Source organism: Lacticaseibacillus thailandensis DSM 22698 = JCM 13996, assembly GCF_001312865.1.
Lineage (GTDB): Bacteria > Bacillota > Bacilli > Lactobacillales > Lactobacillaceae > Lacticaseibacillus > Lacticaseibacillus thailandensis.
Genome location: NZ_BBER01000004.1, coordinates 197,830 through 211,132 on the forward strand (window position 1 = coordinate 197,830; position 13,303 = coordinate 211,132).

Below are 13,303 nucleotides of genomic sequence, written 5' to 3' on the forward strand. Positions count from 1 at the left end.
GGCATTTGCACACGCATTCACGTATGCGTTTACACCTGTAAGGATACCACACTAGGCCCGCTCTGTGGCGGCCAAATATTGAGGAATCAACGCATCCCGTGCCGCCAAAAATTCGGGGTGTACGACCGGGTGCACGCGGTTCGCCAGCACAATCAACCCGCGGTGCCCCTTGGGATCCAGCAGAATAAACGTTCCGGTATAGCCGGTGTGGTACAACCACTGCCGGTGCGTCACTGGCCCTTCCCGCAGGTCAAAGCCCAAACTGCGGCCCCCGGCGTAACTTTGCTGCAAATTTTCGGCCCAATTTTCGTGCAGAAAAATTTGTTGCACGCGGCCAAAGGTGACGTGGGCGTATTGCACCAATCCGTCAATGTTGGCAAACAGACCCGCCGCGCCGGAATCGGCACCCAGAATTGCACTCTTGGGGTCGTGCACAATTCCGCGCCGTAAACCGTGCTCGGGACCATAGGTCGTCGGTACGGTCTGCGCTGGATCAGGGGTAAAGGTGGCGTTGGTCCGCATACCAAACGCCGGTAAGACCCGGGCGGTAATCAACCGTTGAATGGGATCGCCGTAAACTTTGGCTAACGCCCACCCCACCAGGAGTAGGTTAACGTCGCGGTACTGCACGACTTTGCCGGTCCCGTCCGTTTCGTGTAGCTGGGTCAACAGGGCGTGGCGCAACTGGTCAGCTGGCAGTTCGTCGCGGTGCGGAATGTAACCCGCCAGTCCCGAGGTGTGCGTCAACGCCATGCGAAAGGTGACGTGCGGTGCCGAAAACTCCGGCAACACTTCCTGAATGGGCTGATCAATTCCCAGAAGTCCATCCTGCACCGCCCGCAAAAATAGTGGGGTGGTGCCGACCACTTTGGTCAGTGACGCCAGGTCATAAAACATCCCTGGCTTTAACGGCAGCGGCTCAGGTACGGTCGCCGCCTGTCCCAATGTTTGGGTGTACACCGCATCCCCATCCAGTAGTGCGTACGTCGCACCGGGCGTGATGCCACGCTTGATCATGTCAGTCAGGGCCATCCGTACCAAGGCGTCGCCGGCCGCAATACGTTGTGTTTGTTCGGTTGCATCCATTTTTACTAATCCGCTTCCCAACTATGTATTCGTGCCGTTGATGGCACGTAATCCCCGCTATTATAGCACTGGTGGACCAACTAGTGATGCCACACAGACCACCCGTAACAAAGTAGGACCAGAAATTGATTGATTTCTGGTCCTACTTTGTTTGCGCCAACAACTGCATCCCATCGAGCGCCGCAATCGGCACGCCCGCCACTAATCATCGTCTGACGTTGCCAACACCTTACCAGTGTCGGCCTGGACGGAGACCTCACGTTGCCCGGCGTGTGCCGTCTGGATTTTGACGCTCCAAACCGGCACCCCGTCGTCTTGTTCCAGCGACCACTCGCGCGCGGTACCCGGCACCGCTGGGTGGCTGCCTGTGTGATGTGCCCTAAAGCCAACAGGTGCTCCGTGTTGATGGCGTGCTCCTGCCGCTCCACCCCGCCGGCCTCATCGGCTGCCAACGCGTGTTGCGCTTGCCGCAACACCCGACCCGTCCGACCATCCAGCACCATCTGGTACTCGGTATCATCATCCACGGCCTCCACGTCGTACTGGTACTGATTGCCGTGCGGTTCGATCTCAATACTGCTCAGATCGACATCGGTACCCCAGCGGTCGTGCATCAACTCGACAACGGCACTCACCGAGACTTTGACCGCCTGACTCGGCTTGGATGACTGTTGTCGGTTAACGTGACTACTATTACTCTGGCTACTCGTTTCGTGTGGCGTCGCGGTTGGATGACCACACGCACTCAATACGCACAGGCTCACTACGGTCAATAGTATCGTCTTCATCAGTTTTCCTCCACTGGTGTGCACGTCCAGACTTTGCCTCTACCTTAATTTTAACAAGTCCAGGGGCTAAATACTATCACCGTACCGTCATTAAGCCTGCTTGGTTTCGACCCAGTTGTGCAGTAGCAAGACGTTGATGACCGAATAAACCGCACTTTCGACCAACGACCAGAAACTAGCCCAGTAGAAGGCAGGAATGGCATCTTCGATTTGGTCCACACTAGTAAAATTAAAACCCAAGTGCGGCGCAAGTTGCCGCACGCCACCTTCTAACCCGTTCAGGGCCATGAGGACCAGCACTAACACCACCAGGTAGAAGCAAAATTTGACGATGCGTTGCCGCATAGGTGGTAGAAACGCACTAATACTGACCCCGACCAAATGGATCATGCTAATAAAGATCCACATGTACAGGCACGCCGAGAGCATCATGGTCACGCCGGCAAGGCCGTAGCGCCAAAGCGCCTCCGCGTGGTCAGCCTGTAGCTGTAAAGGCACGGCCTGTTGCTGCAAAGGTACGGACAATAGACCAATGACGGTCACCCCTACAATGAGCCCGTAAAGCATGCTGATAAAGCTGGACAACACGTTCATCACGTACAGACGCAGGTCTGTCACTGGCGCCAGCCGGAAGCGACTGGTCGTCCACACCCGTTCCTGGTGATTAGCCAGCAAGACAAACAGGACGATGCCCGCTATCAGAGCGTAAAAGCCGGCAATCACCACTGCAAAATCGGCCTGATAACCATGGTGCCAGGTACCCCAACCAATTGTGACAATCACAGCGGCTAAGTATACCAACACGACGTAGCTGGTCAGCTGCAACTTTGGTACCAATAAATTTTTGAGCACGTGCACCCGTTTAGTCATGTTGTACCCTCCCTGCATGTACATCTTCAAAGTATTCTTCAATGCTCTTGCCGGTAGCCCGGATATCATCAGCCTCTTCATTGGCGACTAGTTCGCGCCCCTCAATAATCATGACGCGGTCCAAAATGTTCGCAATATCGCCCACATGGTGGTCACTGATCAGTAAAGTCGCGTCAAACGGCTTCCACTGAATGATGGCAGCGATGATCTTCTTGCGCGTCATGCTGTCGATTCCGTCAAACGGCTCATCCAACAGGTACAACTTGGCCCGCCGCGCTAAACTCAGTGCGATGACAACCTTCTTCAAGTTACCCTTGGACAGACTGCCTAACCGGGCGTGGTGGTCAATATCCATGAATTGCGCCACCAGCTCGAACTGCTCGCGGTCAAAGTCTGGGTACCAGGCGGCCCACGCGGCGACGGCCCGGTCGACCCGCAAGTTTAACGGTAGCCCGTTGGTCTGTTCCGAAAAACTGACCGCAGCTTTGCGGGCGACTAACTGTGTTGCGCCGTCCACACTGATTGATCCCAGAAAGTGAGGCGCACTGCCGGCAATCAGGCGCATAAGCGTGGTTTTGCCAGCCCCGTTGGCACCCAGGAGGCCAATAGTCTGTCCTGATTCTACGTGGCAGTTGATGTCGCGCAAAATCACCTTAAAGTTCCGCTTGTACGTTAATCCACGTATTGCTAGTAAATCAGTCATTATTGGTGGCCTCCTGTTCCTGAATGTATTGATGCAAGTAAAACTCCATTTCACTCGGCGTAATCTTCAGCGCGTTCAACCGCTCGTACAGCGTCGCCACCTGCTCCTTGACGATGCGCGCACGCAGATTGACGATCACTTCCATGTTGGTGGTGACAAAGTTGCCTTTGCCCCGTTGCGGCACGATCAGGCCCGTCGTGACCAATTCAGCGACGGCGCGTTGCACCGTGTTCACATTGACCGCTAGTTGCGGGGCCAACTCCCGCACCGAAGGCAGTTGCGCCCCCGCGTCGAAGTGACCGGTAATGACTTCGCGGATAATATACTGCTCAATCTGATAATAAATGGGTATCTTAGCGTTAAATTCCACGGGGCATCTCCTCATCACTACTGTACTAGTTCACTAGTACAGTGTAACAGCTGCCGAGCTGACCGTCAACTCCCCAACCACTTTGTTGCACTTGTTTGCGTACAGCCTCACAGTGAGTGTCGCGGCCGACCAAACATCAGTCGTGACGATCAGTGTTGGTGCGTGGGCCACTACATCCACCCGCGTATACAAAAAGGGTCAACCTCCTGTAGGAGATTGACCCTTTCACTATCAATATTAACGTTAGATTTCGACGTTGCCACTAAACTGACTGTTGTACAGGTCGGCGTAAAAACCGTTTTTGGCCATCAAGGCGTCGTGGTTCCCGGTTTCGACGATGGACCCGTGGTTCATAACGATGATGTTGTCAGCGTCACGAATCGTGGACAACCGGTGCGCGACCACGAAGCTTGTCCGGTTCTGTAGCAACCGTTCCATAGCGTGCTGAATGTGCATTTCAGTCCGCGTGTCGACGGAACTCGTGGCCTCATCCAAAATCAAGATTTCTGGATCCGCCACGAACGCCCGGGCAATCGTCAGCAACTGCCGCTGCCCTTGACTCAGGTTTGACGCCTCTTCATTGAGGACGGTATCGTAGCCGTTCGGTAACTGCCGTACGAACGAATCCACGTGCGCTGCCTTGGCCGCGCTGAGAATCTGTTCATCCGTCGCGTCTTCACGCCCGTACTTCAGGTTGTCCCAGATAGTGCCGGTAAACAGCCAGGTATCCTGGAGCACCATGGCAAAGTGGCTGCGTAGGTCCTCCCGGCTCATGTCGCGGGTATCCTTACCCCACAGGCGGATGGAACCACCCGTGACGTCGTAGAAGCGCTCCAACATGTTGATTACCGTAGTCTTCCCGGCCCCAGTTGGCCCGACGATGGCAATCATCTGCCCGGACTGCACGTCCAGGTTGTAATCCTGCATCAGGGTGTCGGCACCCGGATAACCGAACTTAACGTGGTCCAGTTTGATGATCTCATCCGTCTTGGGTTCTGCGGGCAGGCCGGACGGAGTGTCTTCCATTTCGGGTTCGTCAAGCACCTCGAAAATACGCTCAGCGGACGCGATCGTCGACTGAATGGTGTTCGAGAGGTTGGCCAACTGGGAAATTGGCTGGGCAAACTGCTGGGTGTACTGCAGGAAGGCCTGCACGTTCCCCAAAGTAACGCTACCATTCGCAACTTGGACCCCACCAACAACGGCTACAAAGACGTAACCAATGTTGTTCATGAAGGTCATCAACGGCATCATGATCCCGGAAACGAACTGCGCCTTCCAGGCAGCCTGGTAGTAACGCTCGTTTTCTTCCTCGAACTCATGGACCATGACTTCTTCACGGTTGAAACTCTTGACGATTACTTGCCCACCATACGTTTCTTCAACCTGGTTGTTGATTAACCCCAGCGACTTTTGCTGGGCGGCAAAGAAGCGTTGCGACTTTGGCGCCACAATACCAATGGCAATCACGGACAACGGAATCGTGACCAACGCAATCAGCGTTAACTGCCACGATATCGTCAGCATCATCCACAACGTCCCGATGAAGGTCATCGTGGAAGTGACCATCTGCGTCAGACTTTGCTGCAACGTGCTGGCAATGTTATCCATATCGTTAACGGCACGGGACATAATGTCACCATTGTTGTGCGCGTCGTAGTAGTGCACCGGCACCCGCTTCATCTTGGCCTTAAAGTCGCGGCGCAGATCGTAAACGGTCAGCTGACTAACTCGGGTCATGATGAACTGCTGCAGGAAACTGAAGAGGGCACTGGCCAGGTACATGACGATGACCGTGGCGATAATGGTTTCAATTTTACCCCAATTAATGGGTAGGTGCTGATGTGAATCCCTGCCTTTTGTTCAGACTGACCCTTCATCACCCCGGCAAAGATTTGGGTCGTTGCTTTCCCCAAAATCTTGGGGGTCCGAATCTGGAAGTAAACGGAGGCGATGGCCATGATCAGCACGAAGATGACGGCGACCAGCCGGCCCTTCATGTAGCCCAACAGGCGACCGGTCGTCTGCCAGAAGTTCTTCGGCTTTTCGACTAGGCCCATGCCGCGCATGGGTCCGTGTCCACGAACGGGAGCGGTTTTTGTAGTACTTGCAGCCATTACGCTTCATCCCCTTCCCGAATCTGTGAACTAACAATTTCTTGGTACGTTTCGTTATTAGCCTTCAATTCCTCGTGGTTACCAAAGCCGACCACGCGACCTTCATCCAGTACCACGATCTCGTCGGCGTCGGCCACGGTGGAAACCCGCTGACCCACGATGACGACAACCTTGCTACTGATATCCGGGTCGTCCTTCAGGGCCTGACGCAGGTTGGCGTCGGTCTTGAAGTCCAGGGCGGAGAAGGAATCATCAAAGACGTAGATGGAAGCCGGCTTGACCAGCGCCCGCGCAATAGCGAGCCGCTGACGTTGACCACCAGAGAAGTTAGCCCCACCCTGCTCGACCATGTAGTCCAAGCCGTCGGGTTCTTCCTCGATGAAGTCACGTGCTTGGGCAATTTCCAGGGCGTGCCAAATCTCATCGTCGGTCGCGTCGGCTTTACCCCATTGCATGTTCTCGCGCACGGTGCCCGCAAACAGTACGGCTTTCTGGGGAACAAAGGCCACCGTCTTGTGGAGCTCCTTCAGGTCGGCGTCCTTGACGTCGATCCCGTTCACACGGACGGCACCCTGCTCGACGTCGTAGAACCGCGGAATCAGGTTGACCAAGGTACTCTTCCCGGAACCAGTCCCCCCAATCACGGCGAGGGTCTGCCCGGCGTGCATGTCAAAGTTGGCACCGGTCAACGCCGGATTTTCGGCGTGGCGGTAACGGAACTCGACGTGGTCAAACTGTAATTCAGGCGTCGTGCCGTCAAAGTTCTTGGCGTCGGCTTTGGAGTCGATCGGTGAGTTTTGATCCAACACTTCGTTGATCCGGACCGCTGATGCCTGGGCACGCGGCACGAACACGAAGATCATGGCCAGCATCATGAAGCTCATCAGAATCTGCATCGCGTAAGTCATGAACGCGATCATGTTCCCGGTGTTCATGGCCTGGGCGGCGATCAAATGACCACCCCACCAAACAATGCCGATGTTGGTGGCACTGATTACCAGCGTCATCACGGGCACCATGAGGGCCATGATGGAGAAGACCTTCACGGCGTTGTGGGTGTAATCCTGGTTAACACCTTCAAAACGCTTCTGTTCAAAGTCGTCCTGCCGAAACGCGCGGATAACGCGGACCCCGGTCAAACCTTCACGGAAGACCAAGTTGATATTATCGGTCTTTTGCTGCATCTTGCGGAACAGCGGCACAGCAAAAATCATGATCAAACCGATGAACACCACCATGATCGGCAACACGATGACGAAAATCTGCGTCAAGGTGTGGTCCTTTTGATAAGCCAGGAAGCTGGCCCCAATGAGCATGATTGGTGCCATGATCATCATCCGCAGGGCCATGATGGCCACGTTTTGGATCTGGACCACGTCGTTAGTGGTCCGCGTGATCAGGGAACTGGTCCCGACGGTGTCCATTTCGTCGTGAGAATAGTTGATAACTTTGCGGTAAATGTCCTTGCGAATGTTGGCCCCGAGACGCTGGGAAGCACGCGATGCCAATAAGACGTTCATGACGGCGGCCAGCACACTGATCAGGGCAAAGATGGCCATTTCGCCACCCTTACGCCAAATGTAGTTCACGTCCCCCGTTTCGACACCATTGTTCACGATGTCGGAGGTCAAATTAGGCAGGTACAAGTTACTGATAACCTGGGCAACCATAAATAGGATCGCGCCCACCACGGCCCAGTATGAAATGCGGCCCTTTGCTAATCTAAGCATGTGATTCTCCCTTCAATAACACACCATGTTGTAACCAGTCGAGTAACCACGCCATCCGCTCCTTTACTTTAGCAACGGTGTCGGGATGCTCGCCCTCCTGGTGGTTGTAGAAATAAGCCAAAGACTGTGCGAACCCGCCCATGGTTGTGCGGAACAACAGTTCTTTTTGCTGATTATTGGTCACGCGGAGACCGGAAAAGTCAATGTGCTCCTGCAAGTACCGCCGGCCGGCGCCATGGCGGTGCACATTTTCCCCAAAGGCGGCGTGGCTGGCCGACTTGAAGTTCATGTTGCTAAACACGTTGCGGAAAAATGGCGCGTCATCACCTTCAAGTAACCGGTCAATGGTGACGTCAAAAAAATTCCGTCACTGAGGCAAAGAAATCACCGTGATGCGCCTCCACAATGGCTTTGAACGCATCAACGAACCGTTGCCCCTCCGTTTCGAGTAAATAGTAAAAAAATGTCCTGCTTATCCTCAAAGTACTGGTAAAAGCTCCCCCGCGGGACGCCCGCCAGCTCAATAATGTTCGAAATTGATGCCTTGGCGAATACCGCCCGGGTAAATTCCGTCTTGGCGGCCGCATCATGCGGGCTTGTTTCGCCGCTGGTAGCCGCAGAAATGTTGGTTTCGGCACAAGGTCGCCCCCCTTCGCGTAAAATTATGACGTAATGTCATGTGACAGTTTGTCATTATACACCCCTGGGCGACGAATGAACATAATTTTTTTTAGGATTTTCTGAAACAAATGCACCTGGGTCCCAGGCGCCGTAGCGTTAAGCCATTATGGCATAAAAAAAACAACTATCACAATTGCACAATCGGTGTCGCCGCAGCAATGCCCATCCACACGATACCAGGCAGGGCTACTATTGGCGTATGGCACCGCGCGCAGAATTAAGTGCGTTGTGGTCACTGGTAGGATAACGCTTTCTCCGGTGGTACTAAAAACAAGGGCGGCTGCGCATATCGCCCGCAACCACCCGTAGGTACCTTCGTTAACTTACTTGTGCTGTTGCAAATACTCAACCGCAGCAGCCCCGACCGCTTTAGCGGCAATAATCAAACAATCCTCGTTCATCAGGAAATTGGGGCTGTGGTGTGGGTGGCTCTGCCCGTCGTCCGGGTCACAGCCAATGTACAAAAACGTGCTGGGCAGCGCCTGAGCGAAGTAAGCAAAGTCTTCCGACGGGTCTTGCGGCCCCACGTCGGTCACCGCCCGGACTTCCGGAATGTTGGCAGACTGAATATTGTGCACCGCCTGCATGGTCAGGTCCGGATCGTTAAACAAGACGGGGTAATTATCGTCGTAGTCCACGTCCACCTGCACGCCGAACATGGCGGCCACACCCTGAGCAATCTGTTCGATCTGCTGGCGCACAGTCACCCGGGTACTTTCCTTCATCACGCGCACATCCCCCTTGAGGGTCACGTTCTGCTTAATGGCGTTAAACGACCCCACGCCGTCAAACGAACCGATCGTCACGCTAGCAGTATCAAACGGGTCCACCCGCCGCGATACCACAGTCTGGAGCGCGGTAACAAAATAACTGCCGGCCACGATGCGTCGTTGGCTAAGTGCGGCATGGATGCGTGTCCGCCTTTGCCCACCACCGTAACCGTAAAGTTGGCCCGGCCCGTTTGCGTCTCACGCACGTGGTAACCGACCGTCCCCGTTGGCATTGACGTCATCACGTGCGCACCCAGGACGTTGTCGACGCCAGTCAGGACGCCGGCGGCCAACATTCCCTGCGCCCCACCGGGAGAAACCTCCTCGGCGCTGGTGGATGATCCGCACCCGCCTGGTAACTGGTCGCGTAACTGCCACAGGGTTCGGGCTAGTACCATCATGTAGGCGGTATGGCCGTCGTGGCCGCAGGCGTGCATCACTCCGGGTTGCTGGGACTTGAACGGCAGGTCGTTATCCTCCTGCACGGCCAACGCGTCAAAGTCCGCCCGCAGTGCTAGCGTCGGGCCGGACTGACCGCCCGGAATGTCCACCGCAAACCCGTACCCGTCGCCATAATCAGTGACGGGACAATCAAAGCCGGCGTAAAACCGTTTAATGTAGGCCGCCGTCCACTGCTCGTGGAACGAGACCTCCGGATGCTGGTGCAACTCCCGCCGAATGCGGATAATCTCTGATGCTGCTGCATCCAGTTGCTGCATTAACGTTGCTAATAAGTCCATCACAACCACCCTTTCATATGTAAATGTACTGCGCGCCTACCGCCGTTGACTGACCTCACGGTGTAACAGCCGCTGAATCCACGGCCGCACCTGGTTCATCAACGCTTCCGCCAACACGAACCCGATGGCCAACGCAAAGGCCACCGTCAACGTTTTGATCAGGCCTTGCTGTGCACTGGCATCGTGGCCCAACGTAAAGTTCTTCATACTCATATAGATAATGGCCCCCGGCACCAGCGACACCAGGCACGGAACGTACATCACGTTCACCGGTGCCCGCACCGCAATGGCCGCGACGTTCGCCAGTACCCCGATGGTCAAAGCCGCCAGCAGGTTGGGCAGGATCACGTTGCCGGCCACCTGGTCGACCAGGACGTACACGCCCCAAGCCAAGCCACCAGTAACGCCCGAAGCCATCAACGTCCGTCGCGGCACGTTGGTAATAATGCCAAAACCGACGGAGGACAAGAAGCCAAAGGCAACTTCAATGAATAAATTAACTAAGTTCATCTTCACGCCCCCATGACTAACTGCACCAGGACCGACCCCAACACCACGCCACCACCAATGGCAACGGCTACCAAGATCGCATCCACCGCGCGCACCATTCCCGAGATGGTGTGCTTACCAATTAATTCTCGTAGCGAGTTAGTCAGCGCCACGCCGGGGACAAGGGGCATCAAGGCGCTAATAATGATGTTATCGCTACTAACGGCCCAATCTAAGTGCACCAGCAGTACTGCTAGTACCGCAATCGTGAACCCACCCACAGCTGAAGTAATGTAGGGCGTTTTAGTCTGGTGGCCGACCCACTGCGCCGCTAGGTAACCGGCAATGCCGACCCCAAAAGCCCAGGCTAAGTCCCCCCACGTAGCTTTGAACAGCAACATCGGGGCAATTGATACCAACCCGGCGCCAATGATCTTTTGAACCCAGGTAAAGTCGATCACCTTCCGGTCAATGGCGGCAATCCGCCGCTGCAAATCGTCAAAACTAAGGTGCCCCGCCACGAACTGCCGGGACACCGAGTTAATCTCGTCCACTTTTTGCAGGTTAAAGTCGCCCGTGCGCACCTTGATTAGGTGGGTGTGAGCTTCCGTTTGGGCATCGACAAACACCGCCGTCATGGTGGCATGGCAGCTCAATTCGAGCCCGGCCGCGCGGCCAATGTACTCGGCGGTCCCCTCGACCCGCGAGGTTTCGGCCCCGTTTTCCAGCAGGATCTTCGCCACACGGCCACTCAACTCAATTACGTCTTCTTCACTGGGCATTGCCCGCACACCCCCAATTAGTCGTCGACCCGCGTCATGCGTAGCGGGTTGGTCCACTCGTCAAACTGCGCCGCCGTGACTTTGCCAGACGCTAACGCCGCGGCCCGCAACGTGGTACCGTCCCGCAGCGCCTGCTGGGCGATTCGCGCACTGACTTCATAGCCAATATGTGGTGACAGGGCCGTCACCGTCATCAGTGAACCGTCCACCGCCGCCCGCATGTGGTCGGCATTGGCGGTCATGCCGGTCAGCAGCAGCCGATTGAACTGGTCCAACCCGCCGCTCAGTAATTCGACTGACTCCAGCAAAGCCGCAATGATGACCGGTTTGTAGACGTTCATTTCAAAGTTACCCTGGCTGTTGGCCACGCTGATGGTCACATCATTACCCATAACGCGGGTAGCAATCATCGTCAGGGCCTCCGCCTGGGTCGGGTTAACTTTGCCGGGCATGATCGAGCTACCCGGCTCGTTGGCGGGGATGGTCAGCTCCCCGTAGCCACCACGGGGACCACTAGCAAGAAAGCGAATATCGTTGGCAATCTTCAGTAGGTCGGTTGCGAGCGTCTTCACGGCACCATGTGCGTTAGTCAACTCGGTATGCGCCGACAACCCGTGGAACTTATTGGGCATGCTGGTATACGCCACGCCCGAATCACTGATGAGTTGCGAAATAATCGCCTTGGTGGTGCTGGTCGTGGTGTTGAGCCCCGTCCCCACGGCGGTACCCCCGAGTGGTAGCGCACGCAACTGGTCCCGGGCCTGCGTCAGCTATGTACGTCTTGTTCCAACGTGGCGCGCCAACCGGAAACTTCCTGGCCAAAGGTGATGGGTGTGGCGTCCTGGAGGTGCGTCCGCCCCAACTTAACGGTGTGCCGGTACAGTTGCTCCTGGGTCTTGAGCGTACTCAGGGTGTGCTGTACTACGTTGATGAGCCGCCCCATTGCAGCGTAGGCCGCCATGTGCATCGCGGTGGGAAAGGTGTCGTTGGAACTTTGCCCCTGGTTGACGTGGTCGTTAGCCAGTACCGTCGTCCCGGCTGCTTGGCTCGCCTGGTGGGCGATCACTTCGTTGACGTTCATGTTGGTCTGGGTGCCGGAACCAGTCTGGTAGACCCGCAGTGGAAACTGGGCGCGCAGGTCATGGTCGTTAAACGTCAGGAGGCCACTGGCCACCTGCACGATACTGTCAGCAATCGTGGTTGGCAGGCTGCCATCACGACCATGCACGGTGGCCGCGGCGCGCTTGATCTCAATCAGCGCCCGAATCACTGGTAGGGGCATGAGCGGACCGACCGCAAAGTTGTGGCGAGAACGCTCCGTTTGCGGGCCCCACCAAACTCCGTCAGGTATTTCTACCGCACCGAGCGCATCGTTTTCAATTCTCATGACCATACCCCTTTTCGACTTTGTTGCTTCTATTGTCACCGCCCGGTTCATTTTTGTCCAGAGCACGAAGATAACGGTTGCTCGGACCTGTTGTTGATATGACTACCATTGCGGTGGGCCCGGACCGCGATGACCTGCGACCGGGGGGTACGCCGCCATGGCCGCTACCTGGGCGCAACCGGTGTTTCGATATCGGCTCTGACTGCCCTTGGCGGGTGACCCGCTCTTGGACTAGCGCCGTGAGCCTGCCCTGAAGGCTCACTCACGGCATAAAAAAAACGGTTGCCGTTAAGCAACCGTCATCAGTGATTGGGTATCTAGGGATCGAACCTAGGATTATGGATTCAGAGTCCACTGCGTTACCACTTCGCTAATACCCAATAATATTCATTTCTGTGCCAAGCACAATAAATACTATACGCAGAATCGCGCGTGCCGTCAACCGGATTGACGATTTTTCTTGATATATTCCACCGTACGTCGAGGAATAAGCCCGCTGAACCTATTTTTGCATCGAGTTACCGGCCGCCCGTAACTCACGCAAATCCACGGGCCAGGCTACCTAAACGATTAACGGTTACGCTAGTCCAGCGTGACCCGCACTGTAGACAAATTGATGGCAGCCCACCACCGGCTAAACCACCCACCAACCTGGCGGGCACGTCCACGAAAAAAACGCGCCCCACCGACGGGACGCGCCAACACTTGCTTGGGTATCTAGGGATCGAACCTAGGATTATGGATTCAGAGTCCACTGCGTTACCACTTCGCTAATACCCAATATCATTAT

11 protein-coding genes, 2 tRNA genes and 3 pseudogenes are annotated in these 13,303 nt (G+C 55.6%); all 16 read right to left on the reverse strand.

Annotated features, from left to right (window positions below; translation table 11 throughout):
• Positions 1–51 precede the first annotated feature (51 nt).
• Positions 52–1,086: a serine hydrolase domain-containing protein gene (locus JCM13996_RS07450; RefSeq protein WP_225353522.1), complete on the reverse strand. Its 1,035-nt coding sequence runs from the start codon at positions 1,084–1,086 to the stop codon at positions 52–54.
• 80 nt (positions 1,087–1,166) lie between these two features.
• Positions 1,167–1,874, reverse strand: coding sequence for a PepSY domain-containing protein (locus JCM13996_RS13200; RefSeq protein ID WP_054750644.1), 708 nt, complete (start codon positions 1,872–1,874; stop codon positions 1,167–1,169).
• A 90-nt stretch (positions 1,875–1,964) separates the two neighbouring features.
• The gene (locus JCM13996_RS07460; RefSeq protein ID WP_054750645.1) at positions 1,965–2,744 is read right to left on the reverse strand and encodes a hypothetical protein; all 780 of its coding nucleotides are present in this window, start codon (positions 2,742–2,744) and stop codon (positions 1,965–1,967) included.
• Positions 2,737–3,447, reverse strand: coding sequence for an ATP-binding cassette domain-containing protein (locus JCM13996_RS07465; RefSeq protein ID WP_054750646.1), 711 nt, complete (start codon positions 3,445–3,447; stop codon positions 2,737–2,739). Before JCM13996_RS07465 ends, JCM13996_RS07460 begins: the two co-directional genes overlap by 8 nt.
• Entirely contained in the window at positions 3,440–3,817 is a 378-nt protein-coding gene (locus tag JCM13996_RS07470; protein WP_054750647.1) for a GntR family transcriptional regulator, read from the reverse strand. The genes JCM13996_RS07465 and JCM13996_RS07470 overlap by 8 nt, the downstream gene beginning before the upstream one ends.
• A gap of 243 nt (positions 3,818–4,060) precedes the next feature.
• Positions 4,061–5,934, reverse strand: a pseudogene (locus tag JCM13996_RS07475) (ABC transporter ATP-binding protein).
• The gene (locus JCM13996_RS07480; RefSeq protein ID WP_054750648.1) at positions 5,934–7,664 is read right to left on the reverse strand and encodes an ABC transporter ATP-binding protein; all 1,731 of its coding nucleotides are present in this window, start codon (positions 7,662–7,664) and stop codon (positions 5,934–5,936) included. The pseudogene JCM13996_RS07475 and the gene JCM13996_RS07480 overlap by 1 nt, the downstream one beginning before the upstream one ends.
• Positions 7,657–8,019, reverse strand: a pseudogene (locus tag JCM13996_RS07485) (TetR/AcrR family transcriptional regulator); the annotation flags it as partial. The pseudogene JCM13996_RS07485 and the gene JCM13996_RS07480, both read right to left, overlap by 8 nt.
• A 65-nt stretch (positions 8,020–8,084) precedes the next feature.
• Positions 8,085–8,330, reverse strand: coding sequence for a TetR/AcrR family transcriptional regulator (locus tag JCM13996_RS12950; protein ID WP_082383880.1), 246 nt, complete (start codon positions 8,328–8,330; stop codon positions 8,085–8,087).
• 338 nt (positions 8,331–8,668) lie between these two features.
• On the reverse strand, positions 8,669–9,175 hold the full coding sequence (locus JCM13996_RS13205) for a M20/M25/M40 family metallo-hydrolase (RefSeq protein WP_439646478.1): 507 nt from the start codon (positions 9,173–9,175) through the stop codon (positions 8,669–8,671).
• Entirely contained in the window at positions 9,148–9,855 is a 708-nt protein-coding gene (locus tag JCM13996_RS13210; protein WP_439646479.1) for an amidohydrolase, read from the reverse strand. Before JCM13996_RS13210 ends, JCM13996_RS13205 begins: the two co-directional genes overlap by 28 nt.
• A gap of 36 nt (positions 9,856–9,891) precedes the next feature.
• Positions 9,892–10,365 (reverse strand): threonine/serine exporter family protein, encoded by a 474-nt coding sequence (locus JCM13996_RS07495; RefSeq protein ID WP_054750650.1) that lies wholly within the window; start codon positions 10,363–10,365, stop codon positions 9,892–9,894.
• 2 nt (positions 10,366–10,367) lie between these two features.
• On the reverse strand, positions 10,368–11,126 hold the full coding sequence (locus JCM13996_RS07500; RefSeq protein WP_054750651.1) for a threonine/serine exporter family protein: 759 nt from the start codon (positions 11,124–11,126) through the stop codon (positions 10,368–10,370).
• Between the two features lie 17 nt (positions 11,127–11,143).
• Positions 11,144–12,519, reverse strand: a pseudogene (locus JCM13996_RS07505) (class II fumarate hydratase).
• A 303-nt stretch (positions 12,520–12,822) separates the two neighbouring features.
• Positions 12,823–12,893, reverse strand: a tRNA-Gln gene (locus JCM13996_RS07510).
• Positions 12,894–13,222: 329 nt separating this feature from the next.
• A tRNA-Gln gene (locus tag JCM13996_RS07515) sits at positions 13,223–13,293 on the reverse strand.
• Positions 13,294–13,303: the final 10 nt, after the last annotated feature.